The organism is Kordiimonas pumila (assembly GCF_015240255.1).
Classification (GTDB): domain Bacteria; phylum Pseudomonadota; class Alphaproteobacteria; order Sphingomonadales; family Kordiimonadaceae; genus Kordiimonas; species Kordiimonas pumila.
In genome coordinates this window covers 2,894,040-2,915,245 of sequence record NZ_CP061205.1, presented here as the reverse complement: position 1 = coordinate 2,915,245, position 21,206 = coordinate 2,894,040, and the positions used below count along the sequence as shown (strand labels likewise).

The 21,206-nt window shown below is 45.3% G+C and carries 15 protein-coding genes and 1 pseudogene; 11 read left to right on the top strand and 5 right to left on the bottom strand.

The window, feature by feature from the left end; translation table 11 throughout:
- Window positions 1-100: 100 nt before the first annotated feature.
- Complete coding sequence (locus ICL80_RS12870; protein ID WP_194212897.1) at window positions 101-913, bottom strand: IclR family transcriptional regulator; 813 nt, start codon at window positions 911-913, stop codon at window positions 101-103.
- 689 nt (window positions 914-1,602) lie between these two features.
- Here ICL80_RS12870 and ICL80_RS12865 point away from each other — a divergent pair.
- Complete coding sequence (locus ICL80_RS12865; RefSeq protein ID WP_228073512.1) at window positions 1,603-3,669, top strand: TonB-dependent receptor; 2,067 nt, start codon at window positions 1,603-1,605, stop codon at window positions 3,667-3,669.
- Between the two features lie 355 nt (window positions 3,670-4,024).
- Here the strand turns inward: ICL80_RS12865 and ICL80_RS12860 are convergent, their stop codons facing one another.
- Window positions 4,025-4,696, bottom strand: a complete 672-nt coding sequence (locus tag ICL80_RS12860) for a ChuX/HutX family heme-like substrate-binding protein (RefSeq protein WP_194212894.1) — start codon at window positions 4,694-4,696, stop codon at window positions 4,025-4,027.
- Window positions 4,697-5,262: 566 nt separating this feature from the next.
- On the opposite strand from ICL80_RS12860, the gene ICL80_RS12855 reads away from it, so the two are divergent.
- Both ICL80_RS12855 and ICL80_RS12850 read left to right on the top strand, forming a co-directional pair.
- The gene (locus ICL80_RS12855) at window positions 5,263-7,515 is read left to right on the top strand and encodes an MFS transporter (protein WP_194212892.1); all 2,253 of its coding nucleotides are present in this window, start codon (window positions 5,263-5,265) and stop codon (window positions 7,513-7,515) included.
- Window positions 7,515-8,708 (top strand): M20 aminoacylase family protein, encoded by a 1,194-nt coding sequence (locus ICL80_RS12850; protein ID WP_194212891.1) that lies wholly within the window; start codon window positions 7,515-7,517, stop codon window positions 8,706-8,708. The genes ICL80_RS12855 and ICL80_RS12850 overlap by 1 nt, the downstream gene beginning before the upstream one ends.
- 183 nt (window positions 8,709-8,891) lie before the next feature.
- On the opposite strand, the gene ICL80_RS12845 is transcribed toward ICL80_RS12850, so the two are convergent.
- On the bottom strand, window positions 8,892-9,314 hold the full coding sequence (locus ICL80_RS12845; protein ID WP_228073884.1) for a S26 family signal peptidase: 423 nt from the start codon (window positions 9,312-9,314) through the stop codon (window positions 8,892-8,894).
- A 1,240-nt stretch (window positions 9,315-10,554) separates the two neighbouring features.
- Between ICL80_RS12845 and ICL80_RS12840 the strand changes: the two genes are divergently transcribed.
- The gene (locus ICL80_RS12840; RefSeq protein ID WP_194212886.1) at window positions 10,555-12,183 is read left to right on the top strand and encodes a carboxylesterase/lipase family protein; all 1,629 of its coding nucleotides are present in this window, start codon (window positions 10,555-10,557) and stop codon (window positions 12,181-12,183) included.
- Between the two features lie 45 nt (window positions 12,184-12,228).
- Here the strand turns inward: ICL80_RS12840 and ICL80_RS12835 are convergent.
- Together ICL80_RS12835 and ICL80_RS12830 are read right to left on the bottom strand one after the other, a co-directional pair.
- Window positions 12,229-12,428 (bottom strand): annotated as a pseudogene (locus ICL80_RS12835) (IS3 family transposase); the annotation flags it as partial.
- A gap of 215 nt (window positions 12,429-12,643) precedes the next feature.
- Window positions 12,644-13,462 (bottom strand): alpha/beta hydrolase, encoded by an 819-nt coding sequence (locus tag ICL80_RS12830; RefSeq protein ID WP_194212885.1) that lies wholly within the window; start codon window positions 13,460-13,462, stop codon window positions 12,644-12,646.
- 185 nt (window positions 13,463-13,647) lie between these two features.
- Here ICL80_RS12830 and ICL80_RS12825 point away from each other — a divergent pair, with 185 nt between their 5' ends.
- From ICL80_RS12825 to ICL80_RS12795, 7 genes are read left to right on the top strand one after another with little or no spacing between them, the layout of a single operon-like run.
- Window positions 13,648-15,936, top strand: coding sequence for a bifunctional salicylyl-CoA 5-hydroxylase/oxidoreductase (locus ICL80_RS12825; RefSeq protein ID WP_194212884.1), 2,289 nt, complete (start codon window positions 13,648-13,650; stop codon window positions 15,934-15,936).
- Complete coding sequence (locus ICL80_RS12820) at window positions 15,936-16,703, top strand: SDR family NAD(P)-dependent oxidoreductase (protein ID WP_194212883.1); 768 nt, start codon at window positions 15,936-15,938, stop codon at window positions 16,701-16,703. Before ICL80_RS12825 ends, ICL80_RS12820 begins: the two co-directional genes overlap by 1 nt.
- Complete coding sequence (locus ICL80_RS12815; protein WP_194212882.1) at window positions 16,700-17,185, top strand: MarR family winged helix-turn-helix transcriptional regulator; 486 nt, start codon at window positions 16,700-16,702, stop codon at window positions 17,183-17,185. Before ICL80_RS12820 ends, ICL80_RS12815 begins: the two co-directional genes overlap by 4 nt.
- Window positions 17,186-17,189: 4 nt before the next feature.
- Window positions 17,190-17,993 carry an enoyl-CoA hydratase family protein gene (locus tag ICL80_RS12810; RefSeq protein WP_265588760.1) on the top strand — a complete coding sequence of 268 codons (804 nt, stop codon included), beginning with the start codon at window positions 17,190-17,192 and terminating at the stop codon, window positions 17,991-17,993.
- 1 nt (window position 17,994) lies between these two features.
- The gene (locus tag ICL80_RS12805; RefSeq protein WP_194212881.1) at window positions 17,995-19,140 is read left to right on the top strand and encodes an acyl-CoA dehydrogenase family protein; all 1,146 of its coding nucleotides are present in this window, start codon (window positions 17,995-17,997) and stop codon (window positions 19,138-19,140) included.
- A 13-nt stretch (window positions 19,141-19,153) separates the two neighbouring features.
- Window positions 19,154-20,779: an AMP-binding protein gene (locus ICL80_RS12800; RefSeq protein ID WP_194212880.1), complete on the top strand. Its 1,626-nt coding sequence runs from the start codon at window positions 19,154-19,156 to the stop codon at window positions 20,777-20,779.
- Window positions 20,776-21,192 carry an acyl-CoA thioesterase gene (locus ICL80_RS12795; protein WP_194212879.1) on the top strand — a complete coding sequence of 139 codons (417 nt, stop codon included), beginning with the start codon at window positions 20,776-20,778 and terminating at the stop codon, window positions 21,190-21,192. Before ICL80_RS12800 ends, ICL80_RS12795 begins: the two co-directional genes overlap by 4 nt.
- The last annotated feature ends 14 nt before the right edge of the window (window positions 21,193-21,206 follow it).

Here is a 21,206-nt window from a genome sequence, read left to right as displayed (position 1 = left end):
AGGCTCTCATCAGGTTTTATAAATAAACCTGATGAGTATCTGGACACAAGTATTTTTTACTATTTTACAATATATGTTATATTTGGTAATATATATTCGATCATTCATTGCTTTTTGTGACGAGAGACGCTTCTTTACAGACCTCAATTAGCTTGTGCGCAATACCGTTATTCATGTCGGTTAGGTCGGTAAGGCCGCTCATAAGGCATATGACGGCTGAAGCTTCCCCCTGTATATCAAGTAATGGGACTGCGATAGCGCTCATGCTGGGGTTTGCTGTGCCGGAAAGGCTGAAACCAGTAGAATAACCCTGTGTGCGCACTTTATTTAAAATGTCAGCCAGTTCGCGCTTTGTTTTTGGTCCTGTGTTTTCCAGCTTTTTGGCTTCCTTCAGGCCTTTATCGATTTGGATCTTAGTCATCTCTTCAGGCAGGTGTGCCAGAAATGCTAGCCCGGTAGCAGATCTCAGTGGCGGCAAAACCGCGCCTAAGGCAATTGAGGAGAATATATTCTCGGTACTTCTTTTAATACGAATAACAGTTGGGCCTTGATCGCCCCATATGTTCAAAAGTGACATGATGTCATATTCAGCAGTGAGTTCAGCCATGTGACGTGTTGCTATGTCCACTATGTCCAGCCTTGCTATTGCGGAAAGGCCAAGCTGTAGGGCTTGTGGGCCAAGGTCATATCTGCCACTAATGGGATCTTGGGCAATCAGACCAGTGCGGATAAAGCTTGTTAGGTATCTGTGTACCTTGCTGGCTGGCATTCCGGCAACATCACTTAACTCCTTAAGGGAGGCAGGCCTTAGAAAAGAGGCTACAGCATTTAACACACCGATGCCAACATCAATGGACTGAATGCCGCGTTTTTCTTCAGGGTTCAAGTGTGAGGGTTTGCCGCGTCTGCTCATAGGTTTTCATCTTTAAATATAAATTAAATTGGCTAATTGGAAATAATCTAACGGGATGGGCACTATAAGGTATTTGGTTGCAAAAGCAATATGTCTGCCTGCTTGTGTGAGTTACCAAAGGTGCAACAGGTAAGTTGCATGTTGTTACGGCGCATAAGCGACCAAATACTTAAGGCTTCTTAGTCGGCGCTGTTTGACTGGATGAGGACCATCTTTAAATACTGTTTGAGCGCTTATTTTATCAAGGAATAGGGTTTGTAGAAATGTGGGTCTGAGGTGCGGGTGTGCCTGAGCCCAGTCTTTTATACCGGTGATTAATTTTATACAATAATTTCTATATTAGTGAATATTAATATATTGACTTATGTGAAATAAATTACATAATAGCAAATCTAAACTTTGAGAATAGTGATGCATAATTCATAGCGTCAATATGTATTAGGGTAATGAATCTGGAGCTGAATATAGGTGTTTGCCGTTCTTGATGTTCGCTCAGGCACAGAGAAGTGCTCATGAAAATCAAAGGTGAGATGTAACCGGTCAATATCATCTTCTTGGCATCGCGATCAAATAAAGCCGAAGACCATTAAAAGGATGATTTAACAAAAGATTCGGAACAGCTTAATTGCATATAAATAGGGCATAATCATTCGTAGAAAATAGCATTGATTGGTTAAGGGAGGAATAAAATGAAATACAGAAAAACTTTATATGGTCGTACATCAATTGTAAGTATGGCCGTAATGTGCATGGCTGTTTCTGCTTCTGCGCAAGAAACATCTGATGGAGTTGGTTTCGAGCTAGAGGAAATAATTGTTACTGGTGAAAAAGTTTCCAGATCGCTCAAGGATACAGCTAGTTCCGTTACGGTTTTGACAGCAACAGACAATGGAAGCTCTTCGGTTGCTGAGTCAATCGCAGACCTTGCTAATATTGTATATGCAGGATCAGTGAGTACGCCTACAATTCGCGGGCAAGACACCCAAGGGCCTAACTTTGGTGGCGCGGCTTTCTTTGGCGGTACAGTGCCTCGTGCTTCTATCAATATTGATGGTCACTATCAGAATTTTTACGAATACTCTCTGGGCGGAACATCAGTGTGGGACCTGAAATCTATTGAAGTGTTTCGTGGTCCGCAAACAACGTCGCAAGGGGCTAACTCTATTGCTGGTGCGATCATTGTGAACACCAATGATCCAACTTTTGAGCCTGAAGCATCCTATCTGGCGGAATTGGCGAGCTACGATAAAATTCGGGGAGCTTTTGCTGTTTCCGGCCCCCTCGTTGCGGATGAACTGGCAGCGCGCGTTGCGATCGATTATTGGCAACGTGATACATTCATTGATTATATTAACCCGGCTTTTGTTCAGGGTGATACGGACCATGAATTTAGATCTTTTAGTGCGCGCACTAAATTATTGTGGACACCAAGTGCTATTGAAGGGTTCAGTGCAAAATTGACCTATTCTCACACATCTGGCAACCGGCCTACGTGGGAAATGGCAGGTGCTCCATATGAAGATTTGAATAGCATGTCGCCCGCTCTCCCGAGCTGGAAGCAAAATACCGATACAGGCATTTTGGATATCGAGTATGCCATTAGCGAGAGCTTAACGCTGGTTAACCAGTCCAGATATTCTGATCAGCACATTGTTCGCACTGCTGAGCCTGCTACAAATGGTTCAGCTGTGGTAAATCAGACTAATCTTTCAAATGAAACACGCCTGAACTATAATAGTGATAGTTCAGACCTAAGTGGTTTTGTTGGTGTGTTTGTGGAAAAAACAGATTCTGATGACACTCTGTCCCTCAGGGGCACCTCAGCATTTGAAGATGAAAAGAAGCACTTGGGTGTGTTCACAGAAGTTAGTTATGGCCTTAGTGACCGCCTAACATTTACAGGTGGCCTTCGTTATCAAAGCGACAGTGTTGAGCGTACAGGAACTGCATCATTTGCAACTGTTCCTCTAGATTACGACGAAGATTTTAATGTCTGGCTTCCAAAAGCGTCTATCGCCTACGATGTGTCAGATGAATTAACATTCGGTGTTCTGGTTAATAAAGGCTATAATCCAGGTGGGGTTAACCTAAGTTTCGCTGGTGCCAACTTCGTCTATTTTGATCAAGAAACCGCATGGAACTATGAGCTCTTCTTCCGGGGCCGTATGTTGGATAATCGTTTATCTATAAACGGTAACATCTTCTATACTGACTATACAGATTCTCAGCGTCAAATACCTGACTTCATTGGCACTATACCATATGGCGCAGTTGCGGTTAATGCTGACAGTGCTGAAGCTTATGGTCTTGAACTTGAGATGAAATGGCTGGTTTCAGATACCTTCAGCATAAAAGCGGCTGCGGGTTTGATGGAAACAAAAATTAGCGAGTTTACCACTCCGGGCGGTGCTGTGTATGTGGGCAATGATTTCCTTCGCGCCCCCAAATATAACTTCAATATTGGTTTTGACTGGGACCTGACCTCAAAGATGACGTTAACAGCCAAGGTACGGCACTCTGATGGTTATTACTCTGATGAAGAAAACCTGCCAGACTACGAGGTTAGCAGTTACACTGTTGCTAATGCCAACCTGAGCTATGTGCTGGATGAAGTGTTTGAAGTGTATGTTTATGCCAACAATATATTTGATGACCGTTCCCCAACTTCGCTAGAAAGCGATCGGGCAGCAGGCGGCATTGTGGCGGCACCACTTGATCCTCGTACCTTTGGAATAGGATTTAAAGGCAAGTTTTAACCGAAACCTACCTTGCTTATATAAACCATGGCTGCGGGTTGAGATGCCCGCAGCTTTTTCCTATGTATTAAAGGTGTTAGCGCTGGCTATCATTTTCATCATCATGCACCCTACCTTCTATCCAGTTTATGAGCGCTTTAGCGCTCTATGCAGACAGCATTAATATAGTTTCAAAGGACCTCTCAGTTTGAGGCACTGGAGCGCTGGTGGCACCCAGCGGGCAGGCTGCTGGCTTGGGGTTTGTCTTTGATACGCGCGGAGAGCTGTTGTGGGGTGTGGGTGCTCACAAGGCGCAACTGGCTTCAGATGGATGATTCAGCCAGCTACGTCTGATGAGATTTAAGTGGTTGCCAGATTACGGGCAAACGTCATTTGATAATTTGGCAATTTCAGCTTTAGTGCGCTCAAACCCGGCAATGGCCGCAGGGTCGGGCTCATATGTTTTAATTGAGGCATAAACGCCAATAACGCTATGACCCTGTTGATCATAAAAATTGATGCCCCGTGTGCGATATTTAGGGTCGTCTGTCGGTAGGTCACTTGCATATATAGAGGCAATAGTGTTGAGCTGGATATGAGAATGGATACCATTGCCCTCATCAGCATAAACATCCAGATACCCTTCTTCGGGGTTTGGCTGTGTTACGGGCACTTTATCGTGCACAATAAATGCATGTTGGCTTGAGGGAGTGAAAAGAAGACGTACCATTGTATCTTTTCCCCATGCATCGATTGACTTCCAAAGCTCTTGCGCCTGCTCGCCATTAATCCATGCGCCTACCGCCATTTTGGCTGGTAAGCTGCTTACTGCGGTGAATTCAGGGACCTTCAGGTCACGCGCTACAATGGTAATTGGATCGCCAGGGTAGTCTGTAACCTCTTGCATTATTCGGGTTTTTTGGGCTGTCGTGGGGCAGAGTTTTAACGCATCGTTCCCATGATCATGGGCAAAAGCACTGCCCTGTATAACCACTGCTGAAAGCATGATGCTGGCTGCAGTGTTCATTGTTCCAAAAAATAGTCTCATGAGCTTTCCTTATCTTTGAAAATTTGAGTGCTAAACGCACTTGAATTCTGAAATGGGGGCGTGCTCCTCCATCTCGTTTTGAACAGTGTGATAATCACTCTTGCGAAATATTAATTTTATCTATATGACAAAATATTGCACAATATACAATAATTTTGTATATGATATTATTATGTTTTGAGTGCAATGGATTTTAGTATCAGGATGATTATGACAAACTCTTCGACCATAAATATTGAGAAATGTATTGACGATAGGCCGGTTGGTTTTTTGTCGGTGCGTGGTGATCATGCTTATGCTTGGGGTGTGATGCATTATCTGTGCGGTTATCAGATAACCAGTCGCCTCAAGAGATTTGGCTTACGCCTGAGTTTTACATACTAGTGACTGAAGCCTGTTTCCTCCCATACGGATATCAGGTGGAAAGCCCTGACATGCCCCGTCAGGGCTTTCCTATCACTGGGACCAGTTAAGCGGGATGCGGTTCTTTTACGGTGTCTATCAAGGTGCGTACGTAATGAGTTCTTGGAGTACGCATAAAATACAAGTTGAATAATAGGATGAATATGACAAATTCTTCGCCCATAAATATTGAAAAATATATTGATGATAGGCCGTTTGGTTTCTTTCAGGTAAAAGTGGTTTTTCTGTGTGTTTGCATAGCGTTACTAGAGGGTTACGACACACAGGTAATTGGGTTTGCTGCCCCCGGTATCGCGGCAGAATGGTCTGTATCGCGTGCTTCCCTGGGGCTGGCATTTTCATCTAGCCTATTTGGCCTTATGCTGGGCGCGCTGTTTTTGGGGCCTGCAGCGGACCGCTATGGAAGAAGAATTCTGACAATAACCTGTTTTGGTTTTGTGGGTTTGTTCACTCTCTTAAGTGCCTATGTCACATCTATTGACCAACTGGTGGTTTTACGTTTTTTAACGGGGCTTGGAATTGGTGGCACAATGCCTGGTGCTATTGCGCTTGTGTCAGAATATTCTCCGAAGCGGTACCGTGCGCTCAGTGTTACAATAATGGCTTGTGGCTTTCCGTTGGGGTCTGTTCTTGGGGGTATAGTCGCAGCCCCGCTGATTAGTGAGTTTGGTTGGCGGTCTTCCTTTATTTTAGGCGGTGTATTACCAATTTTACTGACAGTGCTTTTATTTTATTTTTTACCAGAATCAATAAAGTTTTTGGCGGCAAAACCATCAAAGGTAAAAGAAGCATCAAAACTTCTCGCATGTGTAGACAACACCTATACACCGCGTGAAGAGGAAATATTTGAGGTGGCTGTTGGTCAGGCACGGCACGTACGTTTTAAAGATATTTTTTCTGAAGGCCGGTTGGCAGGGTCTCTCATTTTATGGCTGCTCTTTGCGCTTAACCTGCTGATGTTATATCTGATGATAAGCTGGTTACCCACGATTTTGACAGAGGCAGGCTTTAATCTCGAAAAAGCAATCATTGCGATGTCATTGTTTAGTGCAGGGGGCATCGTTGCCAGTTTGTTTTTGGGCCGTGTTGCTGATCGTTCTTCCCCGTATATTGTTTTGCTTTGTGTCTATATATTTGCCGCATGTATTACAGCGGTCATGAGCATGTCAGGCTTGCCTGCTTCAGTGCTTCTGGTTTTGGTGTTTTTCGCAGGGGTCGGTATTTTGGGGCCACAGCTAGTATTGAATGCGCTAGCGGCTAACTTTTACCCCTCAAATATTAGGAGCGCAGGCGTTGGTGCCAGCCTGTCAGCAGGCCGAATCGGAGCGATTGTAGGCCCCCTAGCAGGCAGTGTTGTTATGAGCCTTGGTTTACCTCCAACACAAGTATTCCTGATGCTCACTGTGCCGTCGCTTATTTGTGCTGTGGCTATTTGGCGGCTTGGAAAAGAAAAAAGCAGTGATGTGTTGCAGCCAAGGGCAATCCGTGAATTTGACCATCTTATGTGTGGTGTAAAAGACATAAATTTAACGGCTGAAACATTTAAAGCATTAGGCTTTACAGTAGGCCCGGTTACACCTCTTGAGGGTATAGGTGTTGTCAATTCCCGCATTTTACTGACGCCAAAACAGAAGAACTTGGCAAACTATATAGAATTTATGCAATTGGGCGGTGCACAAGGCGAGATCCCATCGTTTTTGCAAAAATGGCTTAAGGGTAGCTTGATAGGAAAAGAGGGTGCCCACTCCTTGATTATGCGTACAGATGATGCCCAGAATACGTATAATCATTTTGAAAAATTGCATAAGGAAAATCCTCAAGGTGGTTTTGCACCTTATTTGCTCAAGATGGACTTTGACCAAGATGGCCCTGATGGAGAGATGTATTCGGTTGGTTTTAGTAACTGTATTATGCCGGATCTTGAGCCGCCCCTGTATGTTTCTACGTCAGAAATACGCACGCTGGATTTTTACTTGAACACACAGTGGCGCACCCACAGGAATGGCGCGATTTCGTGGACAGAGACAATCGCTATCTCCGATGAACCTGAAACAACAGCTATGGAGCTTCAGGAACTGTGGGGCGGCGAAATTGCTAAAGTTAACAGTGGTTGTTTTGTCTGCGGCCCGAGTGAAATGCCTTTAAAGGTTTTCTCAAAAAAAGCGTTTTGCGAGGAATACGGGGATACCGTTATAGCTGATATAGGTTATTCGGTGAAAAATGCGTATATTGCAGGGGTTCATATTTCGGTCGAGAACCTTGAGCAGACAAAGGTTTTTTTGAAAAGCCAAAAGATAAAAACACAAACAAAAATAGATAAGGTCATTTTACCTGCTGATTTATGTCATGGGTTCTTCATTTGTTTCGAGCGTAATAAAGATATAGGGAAAGTATAATGCATATTGAAAAACAGACAGATACAGCGTGGATCTCTTTGCAGGAAACCCATAAGAAATTTACGCAGATACGGCACGATATACACCGGCACCCAGAGACGGCATTTGAAGAATTTAAAACGGCAGATCTTATCGCTGAACAACTTCAATCATGGGGTATTGAAGTGCACCGCGGGTTTGCGACAACTGGTGTTGTTGGCATTTTAAAAGCGGGTGACGGCGATGATGCCATCGGTCTGCGCGCAGATATGGATGCTTTGCATCTTGATGAAATGAACAGCTTTGACCACAAGTCAGTTCACCAGGGTCGAATGCATGGCTGTGGCCATGACGGCCATACGACAATGTTATTGGCTGCCGCTGAGTATTTAGCAAAAAGTAAAAACTTTTCCGGGACGGTGTATTTTATTTTTCAGCCCGCTGAAGAAAATGAAGGCGGCGGCAAGGTGATGGTGGAAGAGGGTCTGTTTGATAAATTCCCTGTGAAAGCTGTTTTTGGCATGCATAATATTCCGGGTATTCCTCTTGGGTCATTTGCGGTTAGGCCGGGCGCTATGATGGCGGGTTATGATCGGTTTGATATAACGATAAAGGCAAAAGGCGGCCATGCAGCCATGCCGGACAAGTTTATTGACCCCATTGTGATAGCAACAGACTTGGTAGGCGCTATTAATACAATTGTTTCAAGAAACATGAATCCGATGCACTCTGCTGTTGTGAGTGTGACGAGGATTGCGGCGGGAGAAACATACAATGTCATCCCAGAAACAGCGACACTTGCTGGTACAGTGAGGTATTTTAACATAGATGATCAAGCACTTATCCAGCAACGGCTTGAAACATTGGCTGTGAATATTGCAAAAGCTTACGGTGCTACAGCTAAGGTTGAATATCGGGTCGGCTACCCACCAACATTGAATAGTGTGGATGAAACTGCGATCTGTACAGATGTGCTTATTGATGTATTTGGCGCCGATAAAGTTGATAAAGAACCTGAGCCTTTAATGGCGGGGGAAGACTTTGCCTTTATGTTGCAAAAATCACCGGGGTGTTATGTTTGGGCGGGTAATGGTAGCGAAGGGCCACATTCCTGCATGGTGCATAATCCAAACTATGATTTTAACGACGAACTGATCCCTTTAGGCGCGTTATACTGGGTCAAGCTGGCGGAAAAGCTTTTACCAAGCGATTAACTGAAGCGGATACATCTGAGGTGTTGGAGTTAACGCCAAACCGTATCGATTTTGATGCCTCTCTCATCATATTTGAATGCCTCAAAAAGCGGAAACGCGGTCACTTCCGGGCTGTACCAGTCCCTTGAAAAGTATTGGAAACACTGGATATAGTGCACGGTGTCCGCCGTTTGCAGAAACATCTCATTCCACAACTACACCTTTAATTATTTCCTGAGAGATAGGGCCAATAGACCTACTATCCATACTATTTTGAGCACCTAAAACAAGAATACCGGATAGAGGCTTAAGCGCATATAAATTTAATAATTGCTCTTCTTTTCTGACTAAGTGAACTGGACGGCCATCAAGGCCTAATACTATGTGGTCATTTATAAATAGTGTAGAATTTATTATTGATAACACATCTCCTACAGAGGAAATCTGCTTTTTTAGTATAAGGTCATCACTTCCAGCTTTTGTAAATATTACAAAATCACCAGCTTTCGATTTTAAACATCCTGATTGAATGACTTCAATGGTATCGCCATGCATAATAATAGGAGAAGTTGACCATCCTCTATCTTCATAACGGTCTGGTAAACATTCGTTGGTGTACCCCGTCAGATCTAGTTGGACATATTAGGGGTGTTGCATAAGAGAGTGTTTTCGGGTTCCTCTGAGCGACGAAGGAACGAAGATGACACGCAAACACTCTAACAGAGCAGCACACTGCCACCAGAGCCAATCGAGCTGAACAGGTGGAGTTCGTCGGGCGCTTACTTTATAGAGGGTTTCAGAGGTAGAACTGTGTTAAGCAGCCATGGGCATGCCCATGGCTAATTTCTGTTTTGGCCTCACGCCGCCGAGCGCCATATTGGGGGTATTACCGTAGCTAGGTGATGATTAGCTCTTCAAAGTACGTGCCTTTTTCTCGTTCAGATACTGCGGCAGAACGAAAAGTGTCAAGAATTGCCTGAAGTGCTGTATTCACAGTTTATGCCCCCGAGTGATCACTGTTAACAGGTTGCGGATATTAAGCATAGAGTCAACTTATTCTGGCTTGAAATTGCCGAATTCTATAGTCGGCCTCCACCTCCCAGTATTTACATTTTAAATGGTACAGCCTCCGCCTTTTTGCATCGCGTCCGCGTATGCCTCTTGGCCACCATGCGGGGCGTAGTTGCGGGGGAGGGCGCGGCTGTGACCGTACAGGCTGTTTCCGAAGTAGGGGCTGGTTATTTAAGCTGTTATAAAGGCAGCTAGAGTAGCACAAAGGATAGAACGGCGGTTCATGGTTGCTCCCCAAATTCATTTTGGTTATTTCAATACCATTTAATTTGTACAGCTTTATTATATAATAAGGCTGTTAAATTTTTAATTAAAACAGAATTTTTTTCTTTTAAGCTTAGCTGTTGAGGTGCGTTATCGACTTAAAGAGGGAGAGGAAGCGCAGGCTACAGGATTTAATTTTCGCCTTATAGGGTGTATTGATAGCTCTCGTGAAACTTCAAATCTTAGAACAGAGCTATTTCCGCCAGCGGATGGGGTAACTGTTATTTGTTGATTAAACAGTTTAATAAAGAGAAGTATAAAATATGGGGGGTATGGGGTAGAGATGTTTATAGTTTTTTAGGCGTGAGTTGTAGATATAGTTAATTTCAAAATCTGTATTGTAGCTTCTGATGTTTAAATTATTTAAGATTTTTACTGCTGCTTAGGGTTGGCTTTTATGAAGCGTCTTATATGTATTCAGTTTATTGATACCATAAAGTGTTTGTGGGTTATTCCTTGTATACTGTTAGTTGCCGCTTGCACGGATGACGACGTAGGAAAGTTTCCGACACAACCTTCACATGAAACCCTTGTGAGGGTTGAGCAGGGCGAAGTGGTAGGCTTTGTCAATGAAAATGGTGCCAAGGTGTGGTTGGGCATACCCTATGCTGCTGCTCCGGTTGGGGATTTAAGGTGGCGGGCCCCCCGTCAGTCTGAAAGTTGGGCGCATGAACGCTTGGCATTAGAGCAGCCGTCTTGGTGTATACAGATGACAGGAGCTCTTGATAAGCTTTATGGTATTGAAACTGGAAATATTGTTGGTAGTGAAGATTGTTTGTATCTCAATATTTATGCGCCAAGCAGTGTGGGCACGGAAAAACCTGTACCGGTCATGTTCTGGATACACGGTGGGAGTAATGTGTGGGGGCGCGCTGAAGAGTATGATGGTTCTGTACTGGCACAAAAGTATGGTGTGGTTGTTGTTATTGTACAGTACCGGCTAGGCCCCCTTGGCTGGTTTGCTCACCCTAGTATACGGGGTGATGCAAAAAATGTTGAGGACAAGGCTGCAAGCTTTGCAATCCTCGACCAAATTGCAGCCCTTAAGTGGGTTAAGAATAATATTGCTGGCTTTGGGGGCGATACTCAAAATATTACAATTTTTGGTGAAAGTGCTGGGGCTGCAAATGTTGAGGGGCTTATTACATCTCCACTAGCTGTTGGCCTTTTCGAAAAAGCAATAGCTCAAAGTGGTGCTCCACGAAGTGTGTCTATTGAAGTAGCTCAGTCAGGCGGCTCCTATGTTAAGAATGGTTCGCTTCAAATTATGTCTGAGCTATTTGATGGAAGACAGCCAACACCTGAAGAAATGCGCCAGCTAACGCCTGAGCAGCTTTATAGTGCTTACGCTGCTGAGAGCCATGCTATTCAGGCGCCAACAATGATTGCGGATGGTGTTGCTATTCCTTTGCGTAACGCGGCTGATGCGCTGGTTCAGGCTGTTAAGGAAAGAGATATACCTTTCCTTTTTGGTTCAAACAAAGATGAATCCAAGTATTTTTTCGCTTTTAATCCTAAGATGACAGATAAACAGTTTGGATTATTCCCAAAGGCCAAGGATACAATATTCTATGATGCTATATCAGACCATGCAGATGATGCGTGGCGGGCTTTAGGTGTGGACGAGGTTGCCTTTAGCTTAAGAGAACAAAGTGTGCACCATGCTTATACATATAGGTTTGATTGGGATGAAGAGGGTACTCATTATCTGTCAGATTTTAGTTATTTGCTTGGGGCGGCACACACGATGGAAATCCCCTTCGTATTTGGTGTTTTCGATGGGTTCTTAGGGCGGCTTTCTGAAATTTCTTTCAAGCCTGCTACGGAGGAGAGTCGATTAAAGCTATCTGAGGCTATGATGTCATATTGGACCCAGTTTGCTTATACGGGATCTCCAGAAAAAGGCCGCAGTCAGACCCTCCCTCTGTGGCCAAATGTTGCCTCAGGAGATACCATTCTTACTCAGGTTCTAGATACAGAACAGGGTGGGGGCATAAGGGCAGAGCATAGTATGAAAACGGTTGATGATGTTGTGAGTGGCATTAAAGATGATCCCAGACTTAATAGGGGTGATACCCGCTGTATTATTTCGCGCGAACTGGGAAATATTTATGGCCGTGGCAATCAGGAACTTGCAAACCTTTATAAGCAGTATTGTTAATGCATCATCTGATGCATTAACTGAGAGTGAATACTCGCTAGTTTCTTAGACACTCTGGGCTTTCCAGTTTTGCAGCCGTTTGACCTCGAGGGGTGACAGCATCACGTTGTTACCATGCTTGCATTTTGGGTTATAGAAAACTCGATATAGTCAAAGACGCCCTGACGGGCCTCACGGTCTTTGTAGGTCCGTCGCCTGACCCGTTCCCGCTTGAGGAGTTGGAAGAAGCTCTCCGTGACCGCATCACGCTTGAACTCTTTCGTATAACCAACACTTGATGACATACATAAACTCCTTGCTTCATTTTTTACCAAGCAAGGTGCCTACAAACCTAGGGGCATCTCAGGCGTATAAAAAAGCTCCAGTAAACTAGGTCCTGTATTTCCAGTAAGTCAATAAACACATACAATTTTTGATATATGCCACCACTATTTTGATGGTATCAGTTTTGTTGTGAAGTTTATCGTTCAGTATAGAGTGTTTTTGCTAAAGCGCTTTCGGCGTGTTTCAGGCTGTCTATAACATTAAAATGATGCTTGTCCGCTTCTTCGTGGTACAGGATATTTGTACCGGCTTTTGACCACATCTTTGTCATATCTTTGCTTTGCCTAATAAATTCAGGACGTTCGATACTGCCAACGGCGCATGTAAAATCAATATGTTTTATTGGCTGCTGGAATATGGGGCTTTCTTGTGTGGCTTCCTCAGGGGTAATGCGCAGGTCATTATTCATGGCTGTTTTGCACAAAGGGTTCAGGTCATAAAGGCCGCTAATGCCCACAATTTTTTGAACGCGTGTAGAAACCGATGTGGTGAGCGGTGTATTCATGCAGCCCATGCGAAACGCCAGGTGCCCACCTGCTGAATGCCCGCTGATATGAATAGGCCCCTTCACACGAAGAGCTGCCGAGGTAATGGCAAGGCCTATTTGCTTAGTAATGTCGCTTATATGAACATGGGGGCATAAGTCATAAGACGGCAGCATAATTGCCCAGTTTTTTTGTAGCGCGCCTTCAGCAAACTGCGACCAGGATGATTTATCGAATTCGAGCCAATAGCCACCGTGTATGAATATGGCAAGGCCAATTGGTTTTTTTTCTGGCATAAACAAGTCATACTTTTGACGAGGGCTATTGCCGTAAGGCACATCAAGCAACGCGTTTGAATAATGATTCCGGAATGCGGCAGCATCAATAGGCCAGGCGGCTGCTATTTTATACGCATCAGGGATATAAGCTGCATTAGAGTAAGCATCGTCCCAGTCAATAGTGTTTTGCATATAAATTACTCCGCTTGTCTTAATTTCAGTGTTTTAAGCACCTCATGCCCGTGAAGGCTAAACTATAATGAGCATATGATAAATTCATTATATTTTAAACATAAATATTTTAAGCTTGAAATATAATGAAACGTCCTCATACTGGTGTTTAACAGAATCATTGATATTTGGATGTGAGGGTGGTTATGCGTATTGCTTGTTTAGGGGGCGGTCCTGCGGGGCTTTATTTCGCGATTAGTATGAAGCTGCGGAACCCGGAACATGAGATCGTCGTTTTTGAACGCAACCGACCAGACGATACTTTTGGTTGGGGTGTGGTGTTTTCAGCAGAAACACTCGTAAACTTTGCTCGAAACGATAGTATAAGCTCGTTTGAGATAGAGCAAAACTTTGCTTATTGGGATGATATAGCTGTTGTACACGGTGGTGTGCGCACCGTATCTACAGGGCATGGGTTTTGCGGTATTGGCCGTATGAAACTGCTAAACATATTGCAGGATAGGGCTACATCTTTAGGGGTGCAGATCGAGTATCAAACTGACATCGCTTCTACAACAGCTTTGAAAGGCTACGACCTGATCGTTGCGGCAGACGGGCTAAACTCGAGAGTGCGAACTGAGCATGCTGGTATTTTTAAGCCTGATATTGATGTACGGCAATGCAAATTTGTCTGGTTAGGCACAAAGCAAAAATTTGATGATGCCTTTACATTTATTTTTGAAAAAACAGAGCATGGCTGGGTGTGGGCGCATGCCTACCAGTTTGATAATGAGACCGCGACATTCATTGTAGAATGCAGCCAGAAAACGTGGGATGCATATGGCTTTAGTTCATTAAGTCAGCAAGAGTCCATCAAGATATGTGAGCGTATTTTTGCAAACCACTTAGGTGGTCATAGTCTTATGAGTAACGCAAACCACATTAGAGGGTCCGCATGGATTAGCTTCCCACGTGTGCTATGCGAAAAATGGTCTACTGACAATATTGTGCTGATGGGGGATGCGGCTGCAACTGCCCATTTCTCTATTGGGTCCGGTACAAAACTCGCTATGGAAAGTGCTATTGCACTGGCAGAGTATGTGCACACTGAGCCAACACTTGAGAAAGCTTTTGTGCGGTACGAGGATGAGCGCCGGTTAGAGGTGTTAAAACTGCAATCTGCGGCTCGTAATTCGCTTGAGTGGTTTGAAAATGTTGAACGATATCTGGGGCTTGATCCAGTACAGTTTAATTATTCGTTGCTCACCCGTTCACAGCGTATTAGCCACGAAAACCTGCGGTTAAGGGATAAAAGCTGGTTGGAAAGTGCAGAGACATGGTTTCAGCAAAATTCAGGAGGTGGTAAAGCCGCAAAAGCCCCCATGTTTGCACCATTCAAATTGCGCGGCATGGAGTTGAGAAACCGGATTGTTGTATCGCCGATGGCGCAGTATAAAGCGCATGATGGCTGCCCTACAGACTGGCATTTGGTACATTACGGCGAGCGAGCAAAGGGCGGCGCAGGCCTTGTTTATACGGAAATGACCTGCACATCAGCAGAGGCGCGCATTACACCCGGTTGCCCGGGGCTTTATGCACCGGAGCATGAAGCCGCATGGCGGCGTATTACAGATTTTATCCACAGCGAAACGGAAGCAAAGGTAGCCGTGCAAATTGGCCATGCTGGGCGTAAGGGTTCAACACGGCTTGGCTGGGAGGGCATGGACCAGCCCTTAACGTCAGATAATTGGGGCTTGATATCAGCGTCCGCTATTCCTTGGTCTGAAAGCAGCCAAACACCGCGTGTTATGACGCGCGCTGATATGGAAAAAATTATTGCTGATTTTGTTCAGTCGGCTGAAATGGCAGAACGTGCGGGCTTTGATATGCTCGAATTGCATTATGCACACGGTTATCTATTATCGTCTTTCTTAAGCCCGTTAACAAATAAACGAAATGATGAGTACGGCGGCAGCGTAGAAAATCGCTTGAGGTTCCCGCTTGAGCTTTATCATGCTGTTCGCGCAGTTTGGCCTGAAAATAAGCCTATATCTGTTCGGATTTCGGCGCATGACTGGGTTGGTGAAGCAGGCATTACGCCAAATGACGCAGTCGTTATTGCACGTATGCTGGGCGAGGCTGGTGTTGACATTATTGATGTTTCGGCAGGACAGACATCAAGGCAAGCAAAGCCTGTTTATGGGCGTATGTTTCAGACACCTTTCTCTGACCAGATACGAAACGAAACCGGCCTCAAAACGATGGCTGTTGGTAATATCTATGAAACAGATCATGTGAATTCTATTTTGATGGCAGGTCGTGCGGACCTTGTGTGTCTTGCACGGCCTCATCTTGCCGATCCGTACTGGACTTTGCATTCAGCTGCTGCGCTCGGTGAGAAGGACGTTTGTTGGCCAGCGCCGTATCATGCGGGCCGTGATCAATTGTATAGGCTTGCTGAACGGGCAGAGGCCAACAATGCGGAGCGTGTTTGATGCAAGGACCTGTTGAGAGAAAACACGTTCTGATAACAGGAGGTGGTACAGGCGTGGGTGCTGAGCTTGCTAAGGTGCTGTCTTTGGCCGGAGCAAAGGTTACTATTGCTGGGCGCAGAGCTAATGTCTTGGAAGGCGTATCCTCTAAATTACAAAGGGTTACGCCTGTTATTGCAGATATTACATCAGAGGAATCTGTTGTAGATATGTTTGAGCAGGCAAGGACTGTGAACGGCCCTGTTAGCATTGTTATTGCTAATGCAGGCGCGGCGGAAAGTGCACCTTTTTCAAAAATAGATAGGCAGCACTGGGATGCCATGCTGGCCGTTAATTTGACGGGCACTTTTCTGACCATGCAGGCAGGCCTTAAAGATATGCTGGACCAAGGTTGGGGCAGGATGCTTTCCATAGCATCGACGGCAGGGCTTAAGGGCTATTCCTATGTAGCGCCTTACTGTGCCGCCAAACATGGGGTCATTGGCCTTACGCGTGCCCTTGCCGCTGAAATGGCGGGTCATAATATAACAGTAAATGCCCTATGCCCAGGTTTTGTCGAGACACCGCTTCTTGAGCGGTCCATAGAAAATATTGTAGCTCAAACCGGCTATACGCCAGACAAAGCCCGCAAAACTCTGGCCAGTGTTAACCCACAAAAGCGCTTTATTATGCCAGAAGAAGTAGCTGCAACAGCACTGTGGTTATGCAGTGATGCAGCAAAATCAATTACAGGGCAGGCAATATCTATTTCAGGAGGGGAAGTAACATGAATAATACCGATCTGGTGGTGCAGCATGTAAGTGATCAGGATGTTCATAGCATCTCCAAGGAGCGGCTTCGTCTGTGGCTTCGCTTATTGCAGGTTAACAAAATCATTGAAAATGAAATTCGAGAATTTTTGCGCACCGAACACGATACAACCTTACCTCGTTTTGATGTGATGGCAGCTCTCTATAAAATGAAAAAGGGGGCTAAAATGTCAGAGCTTAGTCAGGCCTTAATGGTCTCAAACGGTAATGTCACAGGGATTATAGACCGCTTGGTTACAGAGGGACTTGTTATCAGGGCTGCTATTGAAGGTGATCGCCGTTCAACCCGTGTGCAGCTTACAAATGCTGGTAAAAAAAGATTTGAAAAACAAGCTGCCGCTCACGAAGCAAAAGTGAACGAATTGTTCAGCGCTGTAAATTATGATGATGCAGCGGGCATCATTACAAGGCTTGACCGCCTCGTGCATGAAAAGGGGGAGTAAGACTATGATTAACCGTAACCCAAAACATTTTCTGCTCGAGATACATAACAAGGTTGCTGTTGTTAGGTTGAATAATCCTGACCGGAAAAACCCGCTTACCTTTGAAAGCTATGCTGAGCTCAGAGACATGTTTCGAGATGCTGTCTATGACGATGAAATAAAAGCTTTTGTGTTTGCAAGTAACGAAGGAAACTTTTGCTCTGGCGGTGACGTGCATGATATTATTGCGCCGCTCGTTGCTTATGACATGCCAAAACTTTTAAAGTTCACCCGCATGACAGGAGATCTGGTAAAAGCCATGATCCATGCGCCGCAGCCTATTATTGCGGCCATAGAAGGTATTGCTGTTGGTGCTGGTGCCATTGTAGCAATGGCGTCTGATATACGCCTAGCGGCTAATAGTGCAAAAACGGCTTTTCTTTTTAATCGTGTAGGCCTTGCTGGCTGCGATATGGGTGCGTGCGCAATTTTACCCAGAATTATTGGGCAAGGCAGAGCCGCAGAGCTTCTATATACTGGCCGCACCATGACAGCAGAAGAGGGCTGTACCTGGGGGTTTTTCAGCAGAATTATTGATGCCGCCACGCTTGAAGCTGAAGCCCTTTCTTTGGCAGAGCGTATAGCGAGCGGCCCTAGCTTTGCGAACATGATGACCAAAACCCAGTTGAATCAGGAATGGTGCATGACCCTTGATCAGGCGATTGAGGCAGAGGCGCAAGCACAGGCGATTTGTATGCAAACAAAAGACTTTGAGCGTGCTTATAAGGCTTTTGTAGCCAAAGAAAAACCTGTCTTTGAGGGAGATTGACATGGCTGATACAACTTTCCTTGAGTGGCCATTTCTTGAAGAAAAACACCGAACTCTGGCCGCTAAGCTAGAAGCATGGGCGCAGATTAATTTACCTGTCGATCATAGTGATGTTGACCGTGCCTGTAGAGAGCTTGTTAGCCTGCTCGGGTTGGCGGGCTGGCTAGACTATACATCAGTAAATCCTGATACGGGTGATGCAATCGATGTGCGAAGCTTGTGTATTATTCGGGAAACGCTAGCGCGTCATGACGGGTTAGCAGACTTTGCTTTTGCAATGCAGGGGCTAGGGACAGGTGCTCTGTCGTTATTTGGAACACTAGAGCAGCAAACGCTGCTTAAAGGAACACGATCAGGAATGCTGGTGTCTGCTTTTGCTCTGACTGAGCCGGAAACAGGCTCTGATGCGGCGAGGTTGGCAACATCAGCGGAAGACTGCGGTGATTGTTATGTTCTAAACGGTGAAAAAACCTGGATTTCAAACGGTGGGATCGCTGATTATTATACTGTCTTTGCCCGGACAGGAAATATTGCTGGGGCAAAAGGTATTTCTGCTTTCATGGTGATGGCAGATACGCCCGGCCTTGAAGTTGTGGAACGGCTAGAGGCGGTTGCGCCGCATCCATTAGCACACCTTAGGTTTAATCATGTGAAAGTGCCAAAATCTGCCCTAATAGGTGAAGAGGGGCAGGGCTTTAAAATTGCGATGTCAGTTCTTGATGTTTTTCGGGCAAGTGTTGGTGCTGCGGCGCTTGGTTTTGCACGCCGCGCGCTTGAGGAAAGCCTTAGCCGAGTGACTAGCCGTAAAATATTTGATGCCCCGATGGCAGATTTACAAATGGTGCAGGGGCATATTGCTGATATGGCCCTTGAGATAGACGCAGCAGCATTACTGGTTTACCGGGCGGCATGGAAAAAAGATAGCGGCGCCGTACGTATCACGCGTGAGGCCGCTATGGCGAAGCTTTATGCAACAGAAGCAGGCCAAAGAGTTATTGATCAAGCGGTGCAATTACACGGAGGAGACGGTGTACGCCGGGGAACAATTGTTGAATCCCTTTACCGTGAAATTCGTGCTTTGCGCATTTATGAAGGGGCATCTGATGTTCAGAAAGTTGTTATTGCCCGTAGTGTGATAGCAAATTGAAAGGGTGGTGAATATGCTAGGTCCTAGTGCACATATAGATACATTTACGCGTGATAATTTACCACCGTTTGAGTATTGGCCAGAGTTGAACCTCGATCATGAAAATTTTCAATACCCTGAGTATTTGAATGCTGGGGTTGAGTTGACGGATAAAATGGTTGAGCGTGGTTTTGGTGATCATATTGCCCTTATTGGGCATGGTAGGAAGCGCACTTATAAAGAGCTAACAGACTGGACAAACCGTATCGCCCGTGTGTTGGTTGAAGACTTTCGTATTCAGCCAGGAAACCGAATATTAATTCGTTCGGGCAATAACCCTGCAATGGTTGCCGTATGGCTTGCTGTTACCAAAGCCGGAGCCGTTGCTGTAAACAGTATGCCGATGCTGCGATCAAACGAACTGAATAAAATTATTGATAAGGCCGAGATCAAACTGGCGCTCTGTGATGTGCGCTTGACGGAAGAAATTATGCCATGTCTTGAGGTAACCGGCCTTGAACAGGTTATTACCTTTGACGGAACCTCTAATTTTAATGCAGAGCTTGATATGCTTGCGCTTGATAAACCCGTTACCTTCAACGCTGTCATGACCGGACGGGATGATGTAGCGCTGCTTGGCTTCACCTCTGGGACAACAGGGGCACCAAAAGCAACCATGCACTTCCACCGTGACCTTATGATTATTGCCGATGGGTATGCAAAAGAAGTTCTGGCTGTAACGCCAGATGATATTTTTGTAGGGTCGCCGCCGCTTGCTTTTACCTTTGGTTTGGGGGGGCTTGCAATTTTCCCGCTTCGTTTTGGGGCTACGGCCACGTTGCTTGAAGATGCCACCCCAGCAAGGCTTATTGAAATTATTGAAACCTACAGCGCTACAATTTGTTTTACAGCGCCTACAGCATACCGTGCGATGATGGCTGCTATGGAAAAAGGCGCTGATCTTTCTTCGCTTCGTATCGCTGTTTCTGCCGGGGAAACATTACCTGCTTCAGTTTATAATGAGTGGTCTCAAAAAACCGGTAAACCCTTGCTGGATGGCATCGGTGCTACGGAGATGTTGCATATCTTTATTTCGAACCGGCTTGACGATTCAAAACCAAGTGTAACAGGTAAGGCCGTTACCGGGTATGAAGCCAAAATTGTTGATGATTGCATGCAGGAATTACCGCGCGGCGCGGTGGGGAGGCTAGCTGTTCGTGGGCCAACAGGGTGTCGCTATCTAGCTGATGATAGGCAGGCTGTTTATGTTGCTGGTGGCTGGAATATTACAGGCGATACCTTTTTTCAGGACGATGAAGGCTATTTTCATTTTGCTGCGCGCAATGACGATATGATTATTTCATCGGGCTATAATATTGCTGGCCCAGAAGTTGAAGACGCACTTCTAGGTCATGCTGCAGTTCTCGAATGTGCGGTGGTGGGTGTGCCAGATAATGAACGCGGCCAAATTGTTGAGGCCCACGTAGTTTTACGGGCAAATTATACAGCATCTGATGAGCTTCGTGTTGCCCTGCAAAGCCATGTCAAAAAAGCAATTGCACCTTATAAATATCCACGGTCAATTGTGTTCAGAGATGCTTTGCCCAAAACCCCTGCGGGGAAAATAAAACGTTTTGTTATCAGGGATGAAAGCGCATGACAGCCTTTATACGAGAGCAAAAGGTTGGTTTCCAGCACTGTGATCCGGCAGGGATTGCCTTCTACCCGCGCTACTTTGAAATAATTAATGCGACCATTGAAGAATGGTTTGAAACATGTGTTGGTTTTTCATTCGGTGATATTCACTTTGTGAGGGGTGAAGCTGTTCCAACAGTTCATATTGATATTGATTTCAAAACCCCAAGCCGACTTGGCGATATGCTGTGTCTTAAGCTTCAGTTGGTGAAAATAGGGACATCCAGCATTGAGTTGCAGATAGAGTGCACATGCAAGGGCGAGATGCGGTTTAAGGCCAATCATATAATTGTATATGCGAAAGCGGCACTTGGGAAAACAAGCCCGTGGCCAAAGGATTTGCTCGCAGGCCTCGAAAATCAGCTTGTACATAGTTAAAGATAGGAAAAGTT